The sequence below is a fragment of the Mesorhizobium sp. P2_B11 genome (assembly GCF_056404855.1).
In genome coordinates, this window is the sequence record NZ_JBFUDF010000005.1 from 418038 (window position 1) to 437045 (window position 19008).

At 62.6% G+C, this 19008-nt stretch carries 23 protein-coding genes; 14 read left to right on the forward strand and 9 right to left on the reverse strand.

Features of this window, described 5'->3' with window-relative positions; genetic code table 11:
• Positions 1–13 precede the first annotated feature (13 nt).
• Together AC1DYJ_RS18675 and ygfZ are read right to left on the reverse strand one after the other, a co-directional pair.
• On the reverse strand, positions 14–652 hold the full coding sequence (locus AC1DYJ_RS18675) for an HD domain-containing protein (RefSeq protein ID WP_477285863.1): 639 nt from the start codon (positions 650–652) through the stop codon (positions 14–16).
• On the reverse strand, positions 652–1515 hold the full coding sequence (gene ygfZ / locus AC1DYJ_RS18680; protein ID WP_477285865.1) for a CAF17-like 4Fe-4S cluster assembly/insertion protein YgfZ: 864 nt from the start codon (positions 1513–1515) through the stop codon (positions 652–654). The genes AC1DYJ_RS18675 and ygfZ overlap by 1 nt, the downstream gene beginning before the upstream one ends.
• An 83-nt stretch (positions 1516–1598) precedes the next feature.
• On the opposite strand from ygfZ, the gene AC1DYJ_RS18685 reads away from it, so the two are divergent.
• The 3 genes from AC1DYJ_RS18685 to AC1DYJ_RS18695 all read left to right on the forward strand — a co-directional run bounded on the left by AC1DYJ_RS18685 (position 1599) and on the right by AC1DYJ_RS18695 (position 3987).
• On the forward strand, positions 1599–2930 hold the full coding sequence (locus tag AC1DYJ_RS18685) for a dihydroorotase (protein WP_477285867.1): 1332 nt from the start codon (positions 1599–1601) through the stop codon (positions 2928–2930).
• Positions 2931–2983: 53 nt separating this feature from the next.
• Positions 2984–3211 (forward strand): hypothetical protein, encoded by a 228-nt coding sequence (locus AC1DYJ_RS18690; RefSeq protein ID WP_477285869.1) that lies wholly within the window; start codon positions 2984–2986, stop codon positions 3209–3211.
• Positions 3212–3282: 71 nt separating this feature from the next.
• Entirely contained in the window at positions 3283–3987 is a 705-nt protein-coding gene (locus AC1DYJ_RS18695) for a nucleotidyl transferase AbiEii/AbiGii toxin family protein (protein WP_477285871.1), read from the forward strand.
• 23 nt (positions 3988–4010) lie between these two features.
• On the opposite strand, the gene AC1DYJ_RS18700 is transcribed toward AC1DYJ_RS18695, so the two are convergent.
• From AC1DYJ_RS18700 to AC1DYJ_RS18715, 4 genes are all read right to left on the reverse strand, one after another.
• Entirely contained in the window at positions 4011–4814 is an 804-nt protein-coding gene (locus AC1DYJ_RS18700) for a hypothetical protein (RefSeq protein WP_477285873.1), read from the reverse strand.
• Positions 4815–4993: 179 nt separating this feature from the next.
• Positions 4994–5251 carry a hypothetical protein gene (locus AC1DYJ_RS18705; RefSeq protein WP_023673564.1) on the reverse strand — a complete coding sequence of 86 codons (258 nt, stop codon included), beginning with the start codon at positions 5249–5251 and terminating at the stop codon, positions 4994–4996.
• A gap of 332 nt (positions 5252–5583) precedes the next feature.
• A complete protein-coding gene (locus AC1DYJ_RS18710) occupies positions 5584–5955 on the reverse strand; it encodes a TIGR02301 family protein (protein WP_477285875.1) in 372 nt (123 codons plus the stop codon).
• A gap of 49 nt (positions 5956–6004) precedes the next feature.
• Positions 6005–6430 carry an NUDIX hydrolase gene (locus AC1DYJ_RS18715; protein WP_477285877.1) on the reverse strand — a complete coding sequence of 142 codons (426 nt, stop codon included), beginning with the start codon at positions 6428–6430 and terminating at the stop codon, positions 6005–6007.
• A 127-nt stretch (positions 6431–6557) separates the two neighbouring features.
• On the opposite strand from AC1DYJ_RS18715, the gene AC1DYJ_RS18720 reads away from it, so the two are divergent.
• On the forward strand, positions 6558–7322 hold the full coding sequence (locus AC1DYJ_RS18720) for an SOS response-associated peptidase (protein ID WP_477285879.1): 765 nt from the start codon (positions 6558–6560) through the stop codon (positions 7320–7322).
• Positions 7323–7461: 139 nt separating this feature from the next.
• Here the strand turns inward: AC1DYJ_RS18720 and AC1DYJ_RS18725 are convergent, their stop codons facing one another.
• A complete protein-coding gene (locus tag AC1DYJ_RS18725; protein WP_112560752.1) occupies positions 7462–7617 on the reverse strand; it encodes a hypothetical protein in 156 nt (51 codons plus the stop codon).
• Between the two features lie 391 nt (positions 7618–8008).
• Here AC1DYJ_RS18725 and cysS point away from each other — a divergent pair, with 391 nt between their 5' ends.
• From cysS to AC1DYJ_RS18775, 10 genes are all read left to right on the forward strand, one after another.
• Entirely contained in the window at positions 8009–9442 is a 1434-nt protein-coding gene (gene cysS, locus AC1DYJ_RS18730; RefSeq protein ID WP_477285881.1) for a cysteine--tRNA ligase, read from the forward strand.
• Between the two features lie 178 nt (positions 9443–9620).
• Entirely contained in the window at positions 9621–10025 is a 405-nt protein-coding gene (locus tag AC1DYJ_RS18735; protein ID WP_477285883.1) for an endonuclease domain-containing protein, read from the forward strand.
• Positions 10022–10408 (forward strand): VOC family protein, encoded by a 387-nt coding sequence (locus AC1DYJ_RS18740; RefSeq protein WP_477285885.1) that lies wholly within the window; start codon positions 10022–10024, stop codon positions 10406–10408. Before AC1DYJ_RS18735 ends, AC1DYJ_RS18740 begins: the two co-directional genes overlap by 4 nt.
• 22 nt (positions 10409–10430) lie before the next feature.
• Positions 10431–10922, forward strand: coding sequence for a GFA family protein (locus AC1DYJ_RS18745; RefSeq protein WP_477285887.1), 492 nt, complete (start codon positions 10431–10433; stop codon positions 10920–10922).
• The gene (locus tag AC1DYJ_RS18750; RefSeq protein WP_477285889.1) at positions 10919–11395 is read left to right on the forward strand and encodes a GFA family protein; all 477 of its coding nucleotides are present in this window, start codon (positions 10919–10921) and stop codon (positions 11393–11395) included. The genes AC1DYJ_RS18745 and AC1DYJ_RS18750 overlap by 4 nt, the downstream gene beginning before the upstream one ends.
• Before the next feature lie 8 nt (positions 11396–11403).
• Positions 11404–12363 carry a prolyl aminopeptidase gene (gene pip, locus AC1DYJ_RS18755; RefSeq protein WP_477285891.1) on the forward strand — a complete coding sequence of 320 codons (960 nt, stop codon included), beginning with the start codon at positions 11404–11406 and terminating at the stop codon, positions 12361–12363.
• 187 nt (positions 12364–12550) lie between these two features.
• The gene (gene cimA / locus AC1DYJ_RS18760; protein ID WP_477426183.1) at positions 12551–14167 is read left to right on the forward strand and encodes a citramalate synthase; all 1617 of its coding nucleotides are present in this window, start codon (positions 12551–12553) and stop codon (positions 14165–14167) included.
• Between the two features lie 5 nt (positions 14168–14172).
• Positions 14173–14697 carry a hypothetical protein gene (locus AC1DYJ_RS18765; protein WP_477285895.1) on the forward strand — a complete coding sequence of 175 codons (525 nt, stop codon included), beginning with the start codon at positions 14173–14175 and terminating at the stop codon, positions 14695–14697.
• A gap of 106 nt (positions 14698–14803) precedes the next feature.
• On the forward strand, positions 14804–15733 hold the full coding sequence (gene rarD / locus AC1DYJ_RS18770) for an EamA family transporter RarD (RefSeq protein ID WP_477285897.1): 930 nt from the start codon (positions 14804–14806) through the stop codon (positions 15731–15733).
• Positions 15734–15743: 10 nt separating this feature from the next.
• On the forward strand, positions 15744–16439 hold the full coding sequence (locus AC1DYJ_RS18775) for a glutathione S-transferase family protein (protein WP_477285899.1): 696 nt from the start codon (positions 15744–15746) through the stop codon (positions 16437–16439).
• Between the two features lie 9 nt (positions 16440–16448).
• On the opposite strand, the gene AC1DYJ_RS18780 is transcribed toward AC1DYJ_RS18775, so the two are convergent.
• Together AC1DYJ_RS18780 and AC1DYJ_RS18785 are read right to left on the reverse strand one after the other, a co-directional pair.
• The gene (locus AC1DYJ_RS18780) at positions 16449–17447 is read right to left on the reverse strand and encodes a transporter (protein ID WP_477285901.1); all 999 of its coding nucleotides are present in this window, start codon (positions 17445–17447) and stop codon (positions 16449–16451) included.
• A gap of 159 nt (positions 17448–17606) precedes the next feature.
• Entirely contained in the window at positions 17607–18974 is a 1368-nt protein-coding gene (locus AC1DYJ_RS18785; protein WP_477285903.1) for a sulfotransferase family protein, read from the reverse strand.
• Positions 18975–19008: the final 34 nt, after the last annotated feature.

Sequence of the window (19008 nt, forward strand, 5' to 3'; positions counted from 1 at the left end):
ATTTAGCGTATGCTCACTGCGCCGAATGCACAGCAACAATTGCCTGGCGCTGCTTTTCGAGCGTCGCGTAACGCTTGAGGAAGGCAGCCTGCGCCGAGGTCACCGAGCGCGGCGTGAAATCGAAATGGTCCGCATTGAAGCCGCGCGGCCGGCCGAAGAACTCGGTTGCCTCCGCGGTCGAAAAGCCGGCAAGCAGCGTCGCTTCATAGTAGGCAGCGACCTGGTCGGCGCGCTTGATTTCCTTGCGCAGGCCGACGCCGAGCTCCGGCGGCAGCGAAAAGCGCTGGTGGATGGCCCGCTGCAGGCGCGTTTCGCAGTCCTTGTAGGAGCCGCCCATCACCGACTTGAACGGCGAGATCATGTCGCCGATGACATATTCCGGCGCGTCGTGCAGCAGTGCTGCCAGCCGCGCATTGGCCGTGGCGTCCGGCTGCAATTCGCCAAAAAGCGCCTCGACCAGCAGCGAATGCTGGGCAACCGAAAAGGCATGATCGCCGCGCGTCTGGCCGTTCCAGCGGGCGACGCGGGCAAGTCCATGGGCGATATCGGAAATCTCGATGTCGAGCGGCGAGGGGTCGAGCAGATCGAGCCGCCGCCCCGACAGCATGCGCTGCCAGGCGCGCGGCGGCGCCCCGACACGATCGGCGGCCATCAGGCGTCCTCCGCGCCGACCGCTTCCCTGGGAAAGCTGAACTTTGCCCAGGAGGGAATAGCGAGCGAAACGGCGACGTCCCCCGCCAGGATCGCCTGGCCGGCATCGAGCGCCGCCTTGATCCGGTCGATGCGGACAATGGCGAGGCCGCTCGTGCCTTCGCTCGCGCCGAGCGTGCCGACCGGCCGCCCGGCAACCGTCAGCTCCGTGCCCGGCGCCGGCAAGGCATGGTCGGCCGAAACGATCAGCACGCGCCGCCTGGCGGTGCCGCGATGTTGCATGCGCGAGACCACTTCCTGGCCGACATAACAGCCTTTCTTGAAGCCGACGCCGCCGGTTTCGTCGAGCAGCACGTCATGCGGGAAGGCGTCGCCGAGCTGGTAGTCGGAACCGCTTTCGGCAATGCCATTGGCGATGCGTATCTCCAACCAAGTACCCGGATCACTGCCGTCCTTTGCCGCGCCACCATAGGAGCGCCTGATCGCGATATTGCGGAAGCGCGTGTCGGCGAGCGCCGTTGAATCAGAATGTGAAGCGGTTGAATCATCATCCCACGATACGGTGACAAGCGTCTGATCCTGTTTGGCAATATCGGCTTTCGCCCTTAGCCGGTACAGCATAAGCCGGCGCAGGAAATCGTCGGCGACATCGACGCGGCATTCCAGCCGGAAGCCATTCTCGCCGCTGCGCGAGATGAGGAAATCGAACAGGATCTTGCCTTGCGGCGACAGCAATGCGCCAGGTTTGGCTTCGCCCGCGGCCAGCGTATCGAGGTCGGTGGTGAGGATGTTCTGCAAGAAATGCTCGGCATCCTGGCCTGACACGGAAATGAGGGCGCGGTCTTTGAGTAGGGCAAAGGGCATGGGTTGAAATGAAGCCTGATCTTGCAAAAGGGTCGGCCTTTACGTAAGCCGACGGCACTCCCCCCGCAAGAGACCGAACGCCCATGGCAACCACCTACGATCTCATCCTGACAGGCGGCACGGTGGTCAACCATGACGGCGAGGGCGCGCGCGATGTCGGCGTCAAGGATGGTCGCATCGCCGCGATAGGTGATCTCCGCCAGGCTTCGGCCGGCGAAACGATCGACTGCCACGGCCTGCACATCCTGCCGGGCGTCGTCGACAGCCAGGTGCATTTCCGCGAGCCGGGGCTGGAGCACAAGGAAGATCTGGAGACAGGGTCACGTGCCGCCGTTCTGGGTGGCGTCACCGCAGTGTTCGAAATGCCCAACACCAACCCGCTCACCACCAGCGAAGCAGCGCTTGCCGACAAGGTGCGGCGCGCTACCAGCCGCATGCACTGCGACTTCGCCTTCTGGGTCGGTGGCACGCGCGAAAACGCCAATGATGTCGGCGAACTCGAGCGGCTGCCGGGTGCTGCCGGGATAAAAGTGTTCATGGGCTCGTCCACCGGCGACTTGCTGGTCGAGGACGACGAGGGTGTGGCATCGATCCTGCGCAACACCCGCCGCCGCGCCGCCTTCCACTCCGAGGATGAGTTCCGCCTGCGCGAGCGCCTTGGCCTGCGCGTCGAGGGCGATCCGTCCTCGCACCCCGTCTGGCGCGACGAGATCGCTGCCTTGCGCTGCACCGAGCGGCTGGTGCGCATCGCGCGAAACACCCGCGCGCGCATCCATGTCCTGCACATCTCCACCGCGGAAGAGATCGTATTCCTCGAGCAGCACAAGGATGTCGCCACCTGCGAGGCGACACCGCACCATTTGACGCTCACCGCGGACGACTATGCGCGGCTCGGCACGCTGATCCAGATGAACCCGCCGGTGCGGGCGGCGCGTCATCGCGACGGCGTCTGGCATGGCATTGCGCAAGGCATTGTCGACGTGCTGGGCTCCGACCACGCTCCGCACACGCTGGCTGAGAAGGCAAAGCCCTATCCGGCCTCGCCGTCGGGGATGACCGGGGTGCAGACACTGGTGCCGATCATGCTCGACCACGTCAATTCAGGCCGGCTGACCTTGCAGCGTTTCGTCGACCTCTCCAGCCACGGCCCGCAGCGCATTTTCGGCATGGCGAGAAAAGGCCGCATCGCCGCCGGCTACGACGCCGATTTCACCATCGTCGACATGAAGCGCCGCGAGACCATCACCAACGCGCAGGCCGGCTCTAAGGCCGGCTGGACGCCCTATGACGGCAAGCAAGTCACCGGCTGGCCGGTCGGCACCATCGTGCGCGGCCGCCGCATCATGTGGGACGGCGAGATCGTCACGCCAGGGCAGGGCAGGGCAGTGGAGTTTTCCGAGGCGCTGGCGAGGTAGCTATTTCGACCGGATTGGATTTTTTAAGCACTATCCACTACGTTAAGTGGGTTATGAACGCTGACATCGCGCCAATGATTGTCCCTGCCGAATTTCCGGAACTCCAGGCGCTCGCCTGGAACCGTGACGCTGCGCGCCCAATTCCGGCTGAAGAGGCGTTTGCTCTATATGAGCGCAATTGGCGGTTTGTCGATCAGAAGCGCCTTACGGCGCGCGAAAAGCTGCTTATCCAGAATCTGGCCAACAAATTCGGTCATGGCGTCCTTTTGACCGCTGGCTGAAGGTCGTTTTCGATCTCCTGATTTTCTCTCCTCGGATTTGGTATCGACAGGGCAGACCGCGGGCGGACGTCATGAAGGAATTCAAGAGGCCCGAACATCGCATCATTGCCGAAGCTCTCGGATCGATGGATCGCGATTTCCTGACCGCCAACCAATGCTGGTTCGGCGGTGGGACGGCCATTGTCATGAAGTTCGGGGAATACCGCCGCTCACTGGATGTAGACTTCCTGTGTGCCGATAGCGATGGCTACCGCGAATTGCGGACCTCTGCAGCCGAACGCGGCATCAGAGCATTCTTTCCTGAGCCCGTTGAGGCCGTTCGAGACTTCCAGATCGATCAATATGGCTTGAGGACGGTTGTTCGGTTGAAGGGGCAAACGATCAAATTCGAAGTCATCCGCGAAGGCCGCATCAAATTGAAAGGCCATTTCGACGATGATCTGAATGTGTCTGCACTGGTTCCCTCGGACATGTTTGCCGAGAAGTTGCTGGCCAATGCCGATCGATGTCAGGACCGCGCGATCGCGTATCGCGATGCCATCGATCTTGGAGTGCTGGTCGGCGTCTACAAGGAAATCCCCAGCGATGCTCTTCGCAAGGCCAAGGCGGCGTACGGTGTGGATATCGAGCGCAAGGTGGCTTGGGTGGTGAACAGGCTGCAGGACAAGAATGAACTGCGGCATGCAGCCGAGGTGTTGCAAATGGATCCCAACGCGGCAGTCGAAGCGATTTCAGCCCTTCGAAGTGAAGGAATGCGCATCTGGCCGGGCGTGTAGGCCATCCCAGGGTGAAAGGCCGGTCAATCCCCGGCGACGAAGAACGTCCATTGCCCGGCGGGCGTGATGCCGACGCGGTAGAAGATGTAGGCGCCGAACTGCTTCATGTCGTCATAGTCGCCGGCGGTGACGATCTTGAACAGCTCTACCCGCTGTTTGGCATCGAGCTTGTCCAGCGGCAGAGCGAAGAAATACGGCCAGACATAGAGTTCCTGCGGCGTGCCTACGTCGACATGGACATAGCCGGCATTGAGCACCTCTTCCATGATGGCGAGGATTTCCTGACCTTCCTTGTCGCCTGAAAGCCCCTTCAGGAAGGCGATCGGGTCGCCCTCGATCTCGCCCAGCGACAATTGGGTCATGGTGTCGCCCGTGCCGATCAGTGGCCGCAGCTTCTCAATGTCGCCGCTGACGCAGGCTTCGACCATCAGGGCGTGCATGCGCCTGACCGGCTCCGGCAATTTGGCAAGGTCGTAGACGACTTCGGGTACCGGCGCTTCGGGATCGGCACGCGGGTTGGCCACGCCGCCATCCTCGGTCGGCCCTTTTGGCTCGCTCTGTTCGGGCTCTGCGGGCGATTCCGGCTGGCTGGCCGCTGGCGGCGTCGTGCCGGGCAGATCGGGCATGGGCACGGAATTTTCGGAAGGTGCTGCCTCACCATTGGCTGGCGGCGCAGCGGGGGCCGGAAGCTCCTCGCGCTTGATCTCGCTCAGCGCGTGGGCAGGGCTGCTTGTCAGGACAAGGGCCAGTGGAACCGCGGCGTAGGAAGCGGCAAGCCAGATGCTGAGGACCAGTCCGCGAGGCTGGCCTGACATCGAAAAATTCACCGCTTGCCTCTCCTTGCGCCTGCGCCCCTCAGGTCGCAGGCATGATGCCCAAACGGCGCGTCCTCGTCAAAGAACAATGGCGCCAGGCGCCGCTATGCGTCCAAGGGACGCGCCGCTCCAACTCCTTGCGTCGACGCAATTCCGGAAGGATAGCGGTCTCACACTTTCCTGGAATTGCTCTAGTGCCGGAACCGCTCCGGCTCGAAAGCGCCGGCGATCACCTTCTCACGCATGCGGTCGAGCAGGGCAAGGGCCGAGGTCTCGCCATTGGCGCGCAGCATCTCGCCGAATGCCGTTTCAAGTGCCGCCTCGGCGATGATTTCCGGCTCGATGCCGGCCGACAGACCTTCCGCCCAGGCCTCGCTATGGCTTTCCACCGCGGTCAGGCGCTTTTCTTCCCTGACCAGCGCGTCGATGTCGTTGACGCCATGTTCCATTGCGATGTCCACCCTTTTCAAGCGGCGATCCGACGGGTCGGATCCGGCTTGGGCTGTCCCTATCTCCACGCAGGCTAAGTAAGTATTTGTAAATACGACATTTTTTTGATCGTCTTTGACAAACTGCGTCGCCTGCGTTCGGTCCGGTTCAAACTTAGCCGATTAGACCGGTGAGCGGGATGAAAACCTTCAGTTTGAGTTAATTCCACATCCGCACGCTAACGTTTCGTTAATACTGTTGCGAAAGTGCAACACCAAGATTGCACCAACGTGCCGTGGATACAAGGCGGGGTGCTCGAAAAGGTGTTGGCTATAACGCGGTCTGGCGCGCGTCAGTTGCCGTAGCGCGAAGCGATGTCGCGCGTCAGCGTCTCGCCTTCCTTCATGTAGCGGCTGATGGCTTCGGTCGCCGACGGTGTGCACTGCGTGTATGTGCCGCCGAAGGAACGGTAGCCGCGATTGAAGCTGGCGATGAAGCGGGCGCGCCGCTCGGGATCGGGATTTTCCGAATCGATCAGCTTTTCCATCTCGATGCGCCACTGGTCGCCCTTTTCGCCGCACAGATTGCGCAGGAAATGCAGCGATCCCAGCACTTCGGCCAGCCGCATCAGCCCGGGCTCGAACGGCGACTCGGCGGCCAGCGCCGGCTGCACGGCGGTGCTGGCGGCGAGGCATGCGGCGAGGAACAGCGCGGCGCGGGTCATAAGTCTATCTGGCGAAACAATTTGTCGCCTGCAAGGCGATTCTCTGGGTTCAGATACCGGGACCGCTTGAGCTCAGAAGCTCCTCAGCGACCTCAAACACATCGCCCGCGAGCGGCATGTCGGTCATTTCCTCCAGCGTATAGAAGGCGGCGGTCTCGGCGTCGTCGCTGGCTGTCGCCTCGCCACCGGCATAGGCCGCGCCGAACACCGTCAGCAGATAGTCGACCGGGTGATTCTCGCCGCTGCCGTCGATGTGGATGTCGCGAAGCGGACGATAGTCTATCGCCCGCAACCCAGTCTCCTCCAACAATTCGCGCGCTGCTGCTTGCACAAGGGTTTCGCCGGGCTCGACCTTGCCACCGGGAAAGGCATAGACCCCTTGCGACGGGGGCCGCGCCCGCTTGACCAGCAGCACGGTGGTGTCGCGCACGACGGCGACGGAGACCGCGGGGATTGTCTTGCGCTGCTCGTTCATTGGTCTCGATTCGCCTGTGCGAGGCCAGACCCTTGTGGACCGGCTGGCGGCATTGAGCTTTAGCGGTTGCGCAACGCCGGTTCCATCGCCACTTTCGCGGGTCGGATCATTTCATCGAGCTTGTTGTATGTGCGGACGCTTTGCCCTGACGGCCACGCCGGACGAGACCGCTGCCTTGCTCGGCCTGGCGGAGCTGGAGGATTTTCCGGCCCGCTACAACATCGCGCCGACGCAACCGGTGCTGATGGCGCTGTCAGGGCCGCCGCGCATGCCGGGCTCGAATTTTCCGGATCGCCAGGCGATGCTCGTGCGCTGGGGTCTGATCCCCACCTGGGTCAAGGACACCAGGGAATTTCCGCTGCTGTTCAATGCGCGTTCGGAAGGTGCGGCGGAGAAGGCCTCGTTCAAAGCCGCCATGCGCCATCGCCGTGCATTGGTGCCGGCCTCCGGCTTCTATGAATGGCAGCAATCCGGTAGCGGCAAGAAGGGTCAGCCCTACTGGATACGGCCGAGGCATGGCGGGCTTGTCGCCTTTGCCGGGCTGATCGAAACCTATGCCGAGCCAGGTGGTTCGGAGATGGACACCGGCGCTATCCTTACCGTCAACGCCAATGCCGGCATCGCCCATATCCATGACCGCATGCCGGTGGTGATCGCGCCTGAGGATTTCAATCGCTGGCTGGACTGCCGCACGTTGGAGCCGCGCGACGTGGTCGACCTGCTCAGACCCGCACAGCCCGATTTCTTCGAGGCAATTCCGGTCTCCGACCTCGTCAACAAGGTCGCCAACACCGGGCCAGAGATACAGGACAGGGGCGTCGTCGGGCCAGAGCCCGAGAAGGTCAGGCGCCAGAAGCCCGGCGCGGACGACACTCAGATGACGCTGTTTTAGAGCACGACCGAAGAAGCCAGTTTGGGTCTTCGGGAAGACCTTGCTCAATTAGGAAGCGCTGTGGTCCCAAGCGCGCTAGGGCGCCTCAGCCTTCCATGCCGGCGCGCGCCTTGTTGGCGGTCGGCGGCCCGATGCCTTATCAGGCAGCGCGGGGCGAGGTGATTTTCGGCGCCGGCTTCTTCTTCTTCGCAGTGTGCAGAAGGGCGGCGACGATCGCGGCCGGGCCGATCGCTCGGTAGTGGTTGGCGAGCGCCGGTTGCTTGGCGCGGCTCGATTCCTGCTTGGTTCGTGACATCAATCTCTTCCCTGGTAACATTTCCGTGTCTGCGTTTGCCGGTCGAATCTGACCGAATCGTGACCTATGGTGGACTAGCCGGCGAATGTTTCATGACTGTGCCGACATGTTTAATAAAATGTTTCACTGGCTCATGACCTGTGATCCAGCGACGCTTTTGCCGGAAGTTGCGACTTGACGGCAACACCGGCCAAGGCGATAAAGCCGCCCATGAAAACGTTTTTCGCCATTTGTGGCATTTGCATTATTGGCTAGCCTCGCGCTGGTCCGGACGTTTTCGCCTCATCTTTCCCCAGAGTGGACAAACGCCCCGGCCAGCAGGCTGGAGCCCGATTTGTGCCTTGGCACTGGTAAGGCTCGGCCCAGAACTTAACGGACCGGAAGGGCACGCATGTCTGACGCATCGAAGGGTCTCAGCCTCTACAACACGCTAACGCGGGCGAAGGACGTGTTTGTTCCGATAGACCCGCTGAATGTGCGTATGTATGTCTGCGGCCCGACCGTCTACGACTTTGCCCATATCGGCAATGCGCGGCCGGCGATCGTCTTCGACGTGCTGTTCCGTTTGCTGCGTCACCTCTACGGCGAGGCGCATGTTACGTATGTGCGCAACATCACAGACGTCGACGACAAGATTAATGCCCGCGCGCTGCGTGATTTCGGCACCGAGATTGCGTCGGGAAAACTGACGCTCAACGAGGCGATTCGCCGGGTCACCGAAAAGACCGCCGACCAGTACCATAGGGATGTGGCGGCACTCGGCTGCTTGCCGCCGACGGTTGAGCCGCGCGCCACCGAGTTCGTCGCGCGTCGCGCCGACGGCAAGGCCGATATGATCACACTCATCGAGCGGCTGATCGAGCGCGGCCATGCCTATGTCGCGGCCGGCGAGGTCTTGTTCGACACCGCCTCGATGCCGGATTACGGCGAGCTGTCGAAGCGCAATCTCGACGAACAGCAGGCGGGCGCCCGCATCGCCGTCGACGCGCACAAGAAGAACCCCGGCGACTTCGTTTTGTGGAAACTGTCGTCGCCGGAAGAGCCCGGCTGGGAAAGCCCATGGGGCAGGGGCCGTCCGGGCTGGCACATCGAATGCTCGGCAATGTCGGCCGCCTATCTCGGCGATGTCTTCGACATCCACGGCGGCGGCCTCGATTTGATCTTCCCGCATCATGAGAACGAGATCGCCCAGTCGCGCTGCGCGCACGGCACCGACGTCATGGCCAATGTCTGGATGCACAACGGCTTCCTGCAGGTCGAAGGCCAGAAAATGTCGAAGAGCCTCGGCAATTTCTACGCCATCGCCGAGTTGCTGGAGACCGACACTTTCGGCGGCCGCAAATGGCCTGGCGAGGTGCTGCGGCTGGCGATGCTGATGACGCATTACCGCGAGCCGATCGACTTTTCCGTGCGCAAGCTGGAAGAGGCTGAGAACACGCTGCGCAAATGGAAGCGCGCAGCCGATCTCGCGTCGGCCGCAGGGCAAGTGCCGGCGGAGATCGTTGCGGCGCTGTCGGACGACCTCGCCACCTATGCCGCCTTCCAGCAGCTCACACAGCTTGCCGGCGAGGCAGCGGACGGCAACGAAGCCGCCGCATCTCTGAAGGCATCGCTGCTGTTCCTCGGCTTCGACGTCGCTTCCGCAGAGGTGGATGAAGACAGCGTCGCCAAAGCCATCGCCCGACGCCTGGAACTGATCGCCGCGAAGAACTGGCCCGAGGCCGACCGTGTGCGTGATGAGCTTCTGGCGCAAGGCGTGCAGTTGAAGGATGGCAAGGATCCGGTGACGGGTGACCGCGTGACGACCTGGGAGATCAAAAGGTGAAGTTGGCGCCAGGCACCCCCCTCTGTCCTGCCGGACATCTCCCCCTCACGGGGGGAGATTGGATGTCACTTCGGCTTTCGCCAATCTCCGACGTTGAAGATTGGACGCCGTCGGCGAAACTGCTGATCTCCCCCCTTGAGGGGGAGATGTCCGGCAGGACAGAGGGGGGCGCTTCGCGATGACCCATTATCGCGTATCTCCCATCAATCGCGGACATGCGCGCAAGATGCGCAAAACTATGACCGATGCCGAACTAAAACTCTGGAATGAAATCAGGGCGCACCGGCTCATGGGACTGGCCTTCCGGCGTCAGATGCCGATCGCAGGTTACATCGTCGATTTCGCTTGTCCCACCAAAAAGCTGATCGTCGAGTTGGACGGCTCTCAACACGGCCGGGCCGAAACTTCGGCATCGGACGCCGCAAGAGCCGGAAAGCTTGAAGCGCTGGGCTGGACCATCCTGCGCTTCTGGAACGACGACGTCATCCGCGATATCGACAATGTCTGCCAGCACATCGTGATCGAGGCTGGCTTGGCCGCCGCCGAAATGCCGGTACCAGCAAGAGAGGAGCTTGTTTCATGATCGACCATCTTGGCATCAACGTTGCAGATTTCGACGCTTCGAAGGCTTTTTACGATCAGGCGATGGCGCCGCTTGGCGCTTCGCTGATCTACATGGTGCCGCTGGAATATACCTGCGGAGCCAAGGTCGGTGGCTATGGCCGCGACCGGCCGGTGTTCTGGCTGCAGGCCGGTACCGATGAGCCGAGGACCCATCAGCATGTCGCCTTTACCGCGCGCAGCCGCGCCGAGGTCGATGCCTTTCATGCCGCCGCCCTTGCCGCCGGCGGCAAGGACAATGGCGGGCCGGGCCTGCGGCCGCACTATCACCCGAACTATTACGGCGCCTTCGTCTTCGATCCCGACGGCAACAATGTCGAGGCCGTCTGCCATGCCCCGGAATGAATATGAAACGGAGTGAGACGCGATGAGCCTCGACAACCGGCCGATCTACACCGGCGGCTGCCAATGTGGCGCCGTGCGCTTCCGCGTCGAAGGTACATTGGGCGACGCTTCGATCTGCCATTGCCGCATGTGCCAGAAGGCGTTCGGTTCCTTCTACGCGCCGCTGGTTTCGGTGCGTGGCGCCAAGCTCGACTGGACGCGCGGCGAGCCGAAATATTTCGCCTCGTCCAGCCATGTCGATCGCGGCTTCTGCGCCAATTGCGGGACGCCGCTGACCTTTACCGCGCCTGATGGCGTCGGCCTCGCCATCGGGGCGTTCGACAATCCGGCCGAGATCGTGCCGCTGATCCAGTGGGGCACAGAGGCAAAGCTGCCCTATGTCGACACCATCCCGCAACTGCCCGGCGAGGACACGATGGCCGACATGTCTTCGGCGCCTTATCTCGCCGAACTCGTCTCCTACCAGCATCCCGACCACGACACCGAACAATGGCCGCCAAAGGAAAGACCATGACCGACGATATCAGAACCGGCGGCTGCCAGTGCGGCGCCGTACGCTTCCGCATCAAGGGCAAGCTCGGCCGTCCCTCCATCTGCCATTGCCGCATGTGCCAGAAGCAGTTCGGCTCGTTCTTCGGCGCGCTGGTGACGGTCCCCAGGGATGGCGTCGAATGGGTGCGTGAGGAGCCGACCTACTTCCAGTCGTCGGTCAACATCGATCGCGGCTTTTGCGCCCGCTGCGGCACGCCGCTGACCTATCGCCAGCCGGGCGCGCTGGAGATCGCCATCGGCGCCTTCGACGACCGCTCCGATCTCGCACCGCAGATCCAGGTCAACTACGCGGTACGGCTGCCGTGGGTGGAGACCATCTTCGACCAGCCGATCCACCAGGATCCGGATTTCTACACCCGCCAGGAGCAGATCATCTCCTTCCAGCATCCTGACCACGAAACCACGGACTGGCCGGCACACGGCCTGCAGATATGAGCAATGACATGAGCAGTGAACTTCGCACCCTCTATCCCGAAATCGAACCCTTCGCGTCCGGCATGCTCGATGTCGGCGACGGCCACCAGATCTATTGGGAGCGCTCCGGCACCAAGGGCGCCAAGCCGGCCGTCTTCCTGCATGGCGGTCCCGGCGGCGGCTTCTCGCCAAAACATCGGCGGCTGTTCGACCCAAAACTTTACGACGTCATCCTGTTCGACCAGCGCGGCTGCGGGAAATCGACGCCCAACGCTTCGCTCGAGGCCAACACCACCTGGCATCTTGTCGCCGACATCGAGCGCTTGCGTGAGATGTGCGGCTTCGACAAATGGCTGGTGTTCGGCGGCTCCTGGGGCTCGACCTTGGCGCTCGCCTACGCCGAGACGCATCCGAACCGCGCCAGCGAGCTTGTCGTGCGCGGCATCTACACGCTGACCCGTGCCGAACTCGAATGGTACTATCAGTTCGGCGTCTCCGAAATGTTTCCCGAGAAGTGGGAGCGTTTCCAAGCACCGATCCCCGAGGCTGAGCGCGGCGACATGATGGCCGCCTACCGCAAGCGGCTGGTCGGCTCCGACCGCAAGGCGCAGATGGAAGCCGCCCTTGCCTGGAGCCTTTGGGAAGGCGAGACGATCACGCTGCTGCCGGAACCGGAAACCAGCAACAAGTTCGGCGAGGATGACTTCGCCATCGCCTTTGCCCGCATCGAGAACCACTATTTCGTCCATGCCGGCTGGCTGGAGGAAGGGCAATTACTGCGCGATGCGCACAAGCTCGCGGATATTCCTGGCACCATCGTCCACGGCCGCTATGACATGCCGTGTCCGGCGCGCTACGCCTGGGCGTTGCACAAGGCTTGGCCGAAAGCGGATTTCCATCTCATCGAAGGCGCCGGCCATTCCTATTCGGAGCCGGGGATTCTGGATCAGCTGATCCGCGCGACGGATGGGTTTGCGGGGAAGAAATGACAGCGCGCGGCACCCCCCTCTGTCCTGCCGGACATCTCCCCCTCAAGGGGGGAGATTGGCTGTCATTGGGGTTTTCGCAAATCTCCCGCGCTGCAGGAAAAGATTCGGCATTGATGCTGCTGATCTCCCCCCTTGAGGGGGAGATGGCCGGCAGGCCAGAGGGGGGTGCACGCGCGCCCACAAAACGATGACAAAGCAACGCCTCTATCTCTTCGACACCACATTGCGAGACGGCCAGCAGACGCCGGGCATCGACTTTTCCGTCGAGGACAAGATCGCGATTGCCAAGCTGCTCGACGAGTTCGGCATGGACTATGTCGAAGGCGGCTATCCCGGCGCCAATCCGACCGACACCGCCTTCTTCCAGCAGAAGCGCACGGCGAAGGCAAAGTTCGTTGCCTTCGGCATGACCAAGCGGGCAGGGGTGTCGGCGTCCAACGACCCAGGCCTGGCGTCGCTGGTGCAGTCGAAGTCCGACGCCATCTGCTTTGTCGCCAAGAGCTGGGATTATCACGTCCGTGTCGCCCTCGGCTGCACCAATGAGGAGAACCTCGAGGCCATCAAGGCTTCGGTGGAAGCGGCGGTCGCGTCGGCCAAGGAGGCCATGGTCGATTGCGAGCATTTCTTCGACGGCTTCAAGGCCAATCCTGACTACGCGCTGGCCTGCGCCAAAACCGCTTACGATGCCGGCGCGCGCTGGGTGGTGCTGTGCGACACCAATGGCGGCACGCAGCCCTCGGAAGTGCGCGCCATCGTCGACAAGGTCATCGCTTCAGGCATTCCGGGCGATCATCTCGGCATCCATGCCCATGACGATACCGGCCAGGCGGTGGCGAATTCCCTTGCCGCCGTCGAGGCTGGTGTGCGCCAGATCCAGGGCACGCTGAATGGCATCGGCGAGCGTTGCGGCAACGCCAATCTGGTCTCGATCGTGCCGACGCTGGCGCTGAAGCCGGCCTTCGCCGATCGTTTTGAAACGGGCATCTCGGCCGAGGCGCTGACCGGCATTTCCAGGCTTTCCCGCGCCTTCGACGAATTGCTCAACCGCGCGCCGGAGGCCCAGGCGCCCTATGTCGGCGCTTCCGCCTTCGCCACCAAGGCCGGCATCCATGCCTCGGCACTGGCCAAGGAGCCGGCGACCTACGAACATGTGCCGCCAGACAGCGTCGGTAACCGCCGCCGTGTCATGGTCTCCGACCAGGGCGGCAAGGCCAATTTCCTCGCCGAACTGAAGCGGCGCGGCATCGATGTGCCCAAGGACGATCATCGGCTCGACGCGCTGATCTCCGTGGTCAAGGAACGCGAGGCCGAGGGATACGCCTATGAAGGCGCCGATGCCTCTTTCGAGCTCTTGGCGCGCAAGATGCTGCACGGCCTGCCGGAGTTCTTCAACGTCACCTCGTTCCGCTGCATGGTCGAGCGCCGCTTCGACGCCAACGGCCAGTTGAAGACTGTCTCGGAGGCGATCGTGAAGGTCGAGGTCGACGGCGAGGAGAAGATGTCGGTGGCCGAAGGCCACGGCCCGGTCAACGCGCTCGACATCGCGCTGCGCAAGGATCTCGGCAAGTTCCAGGGCGAGATCGCCGACATGGAGCTGGCCGACTTCAAGGTGCGTATCCTCAATGGCGGCACCGAGGCGATCACCCGTGTCCTGATCGAATCGCATGACGGCACCGGCGCCCGCTGGTGGACGGTCGGCGTGTCGGAAAACATCATCGACGCCTCCTTCCAGGCGCTGATGGATTCGATCGTCTACAAGCTGATGAAGAACCGCGAGATGGCGGGGCTGGTGGCGGCGGAGTAGGAGGAATGGGCTTTTCTATCAGCTGGCTAGGCCTTCGCGGTCTCAACATAAAAGAGGCTGCGGCGCTGCTTCAACTCGAGGTCGGCGATCAAATCGACGCTTTTGACGCTCCGATGAGCATTTACGCCAATGAGAACTGGGCGATCGCCATTCTTGACGAGTGCCGCTTTCCGGGTCCTCCCGATCAATTTCTCGCAGCAATTTCCAAAGGACGAGAATTAATCGTCGTGCACGTAGAAGAGCATGTCATGTTCTCGCACGCCGAACTATGGCGAGATGGAAGCATTGTCTGGAAGGTCGGACATAGCGGTGACCAGGATGTCTGGGACTTCCACGCAACAGGCGATGTTCCGGCCTCTTTGGAAACCCTGAGACAACAAGTCTTTTCAAAGCAGGGTGAGGAAGAGGAAGTTGACGACGACTATGTTTTTGACATTCCTCTCGACCTTGCGGCAGAACTGACAAGCTTCAGGCATGATGAATGGGTGCCGGACCGGCTGTTCTTCGAGCTTGTCGAAAAAACCACCTAGCAGCGAACAGACGTCGAGGCGCCTCCCCACCCATAAGAAAAAATCCATTGATCCATCAGCAATTTGGTATGGTTTTGCGCATCCCGCTGGGCCATAGCGTTGGCCCATGGCCACTGAAACCGCTCAGATCGACGCAGACGCCAAAGCCCGCAGCGGCTTCCTCCTGGCGCTCGGCGCCTATCTTCTATGGGGGCTGCTGCCCTTTTACATGAAGGCGGTCGCGCATCTGCCGCTGATCGAGGTGATCGCCCACCGCATCGTCTGGTCGGTGCCGATCGCCGCTTGCGTGCTGGTCTGGGCCGGCCGTACCGCCGATTTCAAGGCAGCGATCCGCTCGCCGCGCAGCATCGGCATGGCGGCGCTGACGGCGACGCTGATTTCGATCAACTGGGCCATCTATGTCTGGGCGATCTCGGTCGACCGCACCGTCGAGACCGCGCTCGGCTACTACATCAATCCGCTGGTCGTCATCGTTGTCGGCGCGCTGGTGCTTGGCGACAAGCTCGACCGGCTGCAGATCGCGGCGGTGGTGCTGGCGGCGATCGCCGTTGCCGTGCTTACGGTCGATGCCGGCAAACTGCCCTGGGTGTCGCTGGCGCTGGCCTTTTCCTTCGCCGCCTACGGCTTCTTCCGCAAGACGCTGCCGATCGGGCCAAGCCAGGGGTTTCTGCTCGAAGTGCTTCTGCTGTCGGTGCCCGCACTTGGCTACATCATCTTCCTGATCGCCAACGGCCAGGACCATTTCATCTCCAGCAACGGCACCGACACGGCACTGCTCATCGGCTGTGGCCCGGTCACGTCCGTGCCGCTGCTTCTGTTCGCCTTCGGTGCCAAGCTTCTGCGCCTCTCCACCATCGGCATCATGCAATATATCGCGCCGACCATGGTTTTCCTGATCGCCGTGCTTGCTTTCGACGAGCCCTTCGGCACCACGCAGGCGATTGCCTTCGCGCTGATCTGGACGGCGCTGGCGATGTATTCCTGGTCGATGTTCCGTGGCCGTGAAATCCGCCCGGTGGCCTCGGCCGCGAAATAGGAAGACGTCCATGTACGTGCTGCACATTGCCAACAAGAACTATTCGTCATGGTCGCTGCGGCCATGGGTGCTGATGCGCGCTCTCGACATTCCGTTCGAGGAGAAATTGACGCCGTTCCCGACCGGGCCGAGCTTCGATCTCTTCCGGTCGTTTTCGCCGAGCGGCCGCGTGCCTTGCTTGGTCGATGACGGCTGGGCTGTCTGGGATTCGCTTGCCATCGCCGAATATCTGGCGGAGCGCCATCATGGTGTGTGGCCGGCCGAAGCCAGGGCACGGTCTTGGGCGCGTTCCGCCGCCGCCGAGATGCATTCGGGCTTCACCGCCTTGCGCGGCGCGTGCCCGATGAATTGCGGCCTGCGCGTAGAACCGTTGCCGATGTCGGCTGCGCTGAAGCAGGATCTGTTCCGTTTGGGCGATCTCTGGAACGATGGCCTTGCCCGCTTCGGCGGACCGTTTCTGGCCGGCGGCCATTTCACCGCTGTCGACGCCTTCTTTGCCCCGGTGGCATTCCGCGTCCAGTCCTATGGGCTCACTTTCGAGGGTGCGGCCGCCGCCTATCCCGCGCAATTGCTTAGCCTGCCGGCGATGCAGGAATGGTATGCGGCTGGCCTTGCCGAGACCTGGCGGGAACCGGACCATGAGGCGGAAGTCGCTGCCGCCGGCACTGTCATCGAGGATCTTCGCGCCACGGCGTCAAATCCCTAGGCCTGGCGGCTACATTCGTCCGAGCCGCCTGACGAACAGATAGGTGGCCGCCGCGATAACGACCGCAACCGCCGTGACCACCCAGAACCCCATCGGCGTGTTGACCAGCGGCAGGCCGCCGACATTCATGCCGAACAGGCCCGAAATGATGGTCATCGGCAACAGCACCGCCGTCATTACCGACAGCACATAGAGCAGCTGGTTGGACTGCATCGTCAGCTTGGCCATCAATTCGTCCTGCAGCAGCCTGGTGCGTGCCTGCAACTGCTCGCCGTCGTGATAGAGCGTGTGCGCCCGGTGCGACAGCCTCGTCGCCATGTCGTTGATCGGGTCAGGCAGTTCGTTGCGGTGCGAATGGTCGAGATGGCGGAACAGGTTGGTCAGCGTTGCCATCTGCCGATGGATCACCACGAGTTGACGGCGCGCCTCGACCAGGGACTGCCGCTCGCTGTGCCAGGCATCGCGCACGATACGGTCCTCGATGCCGTCCAGCGTATCGCCAAGGCCATGGAGCTCGGCCGCCATGCCGTCGAGCGACTGGCCCATGACCGCCTCGATCAGGTCGGCCGGTGAGCGGAATTTGCGCGAGCCGCTTTCCACCGCCTTGCGCACGAGATCGACCGATTCCAGCGGCTGCTTGCGCGCGCCGATCAGCGTCTTGTCGTTGAGGGCGAAGCGGAAATGGCCGAGCCCGCGTGCCTCCGCCGAATAATCGTGGCGCAGGTCCGGCAGGTCGCCATAGAGCCAGTCGTCCTCGAGATCGATATGGCAGCCCTGGCTGGCGCCAAGAAAAGCTTCGCGAACCGGCGCAGGCAAAGCCTGCTCGGCGGCGATCTCGCGGCGGGCGCGCAGGTCGGACAGCTGATAGCTGCGCCACGTCCATTGCGCCTCAGCCGCGTCCTTGGTGCGCAGGCCGTCAGCGGTGAAATGGTAGATGAAGAACAGCCCGTGCTCGTCGGGCAGGTAAGGCGACAGGGGAGTGCCTTCCGCGTTGAGAGCGATGTTCACGGCTCGCCTCGCCAGATACAGATTTCGACCACGCCGCGCGCGGATGCCGGCAACTATCCCTAACACGGGCGTGCCGGGTTTCGTGTGACAGTTTCTTGACAGCCGATCACAGTCTGTCGATCAGCCGACATTGTGTGGATGCCATGCGTTTTTGAACGACTACCTTCGACGAATGAAGGTGACGACCCATCGCAACGGTGCGGTCAATAGCCAGCTGCGCGACGCAAACACCGCATCGCGCTCTGCCGCGAGGCTGTCGCAACTCCGTGCGAGAGCTTCACGCTCTGCCACAACGCTGTCCCGGGACCGGACGAGGTCCTGCCGGGATTGGCTGAGCGCATCACGCTCCGCCAGCGCGCTGTCCCGAGACCGGACGAGGTCCTCCCGGGATTTGCTGAGCGCGTCACGCTCAGCAAGAGCGCTATCCCGAGCCTGGATGAGCTCCTGCAGGGATCGGCTGAGTGCATCCCGCTCCGCGATGAGGTTGTCTTGGGCCTGGATGAACTCCGGCTGCGCGCAGGCTAGCGCGTCGCGCTCGACGATGCTTTTTCCCAGTTCGCCCTGTAGCCGTTGGGCGGCAAGGTTCCCAGCGGCTACGGCCTTGCCGACCACATTGCAGCTTTCATCGAACGTCGCCCGCACCTGGTCGAGCTGGTCGCGCAACTCCTGGCTGTCGCCTTCAGATGCCATGCTTCCTAGAATGGCAAAGGCACTGCGAACCAACGGCGTGGCGTCGGGATGGCTTTGCAGATCAGCGACCGAGGCCCGCTGATGATGCAGATCCTCGTTCAGGAACTCGGCGATTGCGGTGCCGGCCTGATCCGACGTGACAGGCCAGACGATTCCCGTCTCCCTGGCTGCGCGGTCCATGTGATGTCGCCAGTCGCTCAACAGGTCTTCGTGGCGCAGGATACAGCGCGGCATGTTTCGAGAATGATACTCCGCTTCGAGCACGTGCCTGAGCCACAGCATCAGCGTTGTCGGCAGCGCGATTTGATCGCGGTGCTGCAGCGAGTAGGCGACTTCGAGCGGGTTGCGGACCGGCAGGAATGCGACCGGCTCGACACTGAGATCGGCCAGGATCGAGGCCATGAATGGGACAAACCGGCAGATACGCGGGTCCTTGATGAAGAACAGCGGCGCGTCGCCGAACTCGCTGAGGATGACTGCATTGATGGTGTGGCGAAATCGCTCGGCTGCCGGCGATTGCAGCCACTGCCGATCGAGCGGCAGCCAGTCGTGCCAGGAGGAGGCGGCGGCCGTAAGCAGGTCATCGTCGGCGAGGGTGAGTGGGGTGCTTTCCCAATGTCCCTTGGGATTGTGGAGGCTCCCGGGCAGCAGATGTTTCGGGGGCGCTGCTCCGTGCGCGGCGATGAGGCCGCTGAGCGCCGAGGTTCCGCTGCGGTGCATTCCGAGGACCAGGATCGCCTTCCTCGGCTGCGACGCGCTCTCGTCCTTCGTCCCGCTCTCCAAAAAATCCGTCCCCTGCCAATAGTCTCCGATAGCCAACTGCGAAGCGGGCTGCAAATGGAAATCGTCGCTCGCGGGCTTACATTGCGCG

Bases quoted from the DNA above. Each gene is read 5' to 3' on its own strand.
- AC1DYJ_RS18675 (WP_477285863.1), bottom strand. From the start codon at position 652: ATGGCCGCCGATCGTGTCGGGGCGCCGCCGCGCGCCTGGCAGCGCATG.
- ygfZ (WP_477285865.1), bottom strand. From the start codon at position 1,515: ATGCCCTTTGCCCTACTCAAAGACCGCGCCCTCATTTCCGTGTCAGGC.
- AC1DYJ_RS18685 (WP_477285867.1), top strand. From the start codon at position 1,599: ATGGCAACCACCTACGATCTCATCCTGACAGGCGGCACGGTGGTCAAC.
- AC1DYJ_RS18690 (WP_477285869.1), top strand. From the start codon at position 2,984: ATGAACGCTGACATCGCGCCAATGATTGTCCCTGCCGAATTTCCGGAA.
- AC1DYJ_RS18695 (WP_477285871.1), top strand. From the start codon at position 3,283: ATGAAGGAATTCAAGAGGCCCGAACATCGCATCATTGCCGAAGCTCTC.
- AC1DYJ_RS18705 (WP_023673564.1), bottom strand. From the start codon at position 5,251: ATGGAACATGGCGTCAACGACATCGACGCGCTGGTCAGGGAAGAAAAG.
- AC1DYJ_RS18710 (WP_477285875.1), bottom strand. From the start codon at position 5,955: ATGACCCGCGCCGCGCTGTTCCTCGCCGCATGCCTCGCCGCCAGCACC.
- AC1DYJ_RS18715 (WP_477285877.1), bottom strand. From the start codon at position 6,430: ATGAACGAGCAGCGCAAGACAATCCCCGCGGTCTCCGTCGCCGTCGTG.
- AC1DYJ_RS18720 (WP_477285879.1), top strand. From the start codon at position 6,558: ATGTGCGGACGCTTTGCCCTGACGGCCACGCCGGACGAGACCGCTGCC.
- AC1DYJ_RS18725 (WP_112560752.1), bottom strand. From the start codon at position 7,617: ATGTCACGAACCAAGCAGGAATCGAGCCGCGCCAAGCAACCGGCGCTC.
- cysS (WP_477285881.1), top strand. From the start codon at position 8,009: ATGTCTGACGCATCGAAGGGTCTCAGCCTCTACAACACGCTAACGCGG.
- AC1DYJ_RS18735 (WP_477285883.1), top strand. From the start codon at position 9,621: ATGACCCATTATCGCGTATCTCCCATCAATCGCGGACATGCGCGCAAG.
- AC1DYJ_RS18740 (WP_477285885.1), top strand. From the start codon at position 10,022: ATGATCGACCATCTTGGCATCAACGTTGCAGATTTCGACGCTTCGAAG.
- AC1DYJ_RS18745 (WP_477285887.1), top strand. From the start codon at position 10,431: ATGAGCCTCGACAACCGGCCGATCTACACCGGCGGCTGCCAATGTGGC.
- AC1DYJ_RS18750 (WP_477285889.1), top strand. From the start codon at position 10,919: ATGACCGACGATATCAGAACCGGCGGCTGCCAGTGCGGCGCCGTACGC.
- pip (WP_477285891.1), top strand. From the start codon at position 11,404: ATGAGCAGTGAACTTCGCACCCTCTATCCCGAAATCGAACCCTTCGCG.
- cimA (WP_477426183.1), top strand. From the start codon at position 12,551: ATGACAAAGCAACGCCTCTATCTCTTCGACACCACATTGCGAGACGGC.
- AC1DYJ_RS18765 (WP_477285895.1), top strand. From the start codon at position 14,173: ATGGGCTTTTCTATCAGCTGGCTAGGCCTTCGCGGTCTCAACATAAAA.
- rarD (WP_477285897.1), top strand. From the start codon at position 14,804: ATGGCCACTGAAACCGCTCAGATCGACGCAGACGCCAAAGCCCGCAGC.
- AC1DYJ_RS18775 (WP_477285899.1), top strand. From the start codon at position 15,744: ATGTACGTGCTGCACATTGCCAACAAGAACTATTCGTCATGGTCGCTG.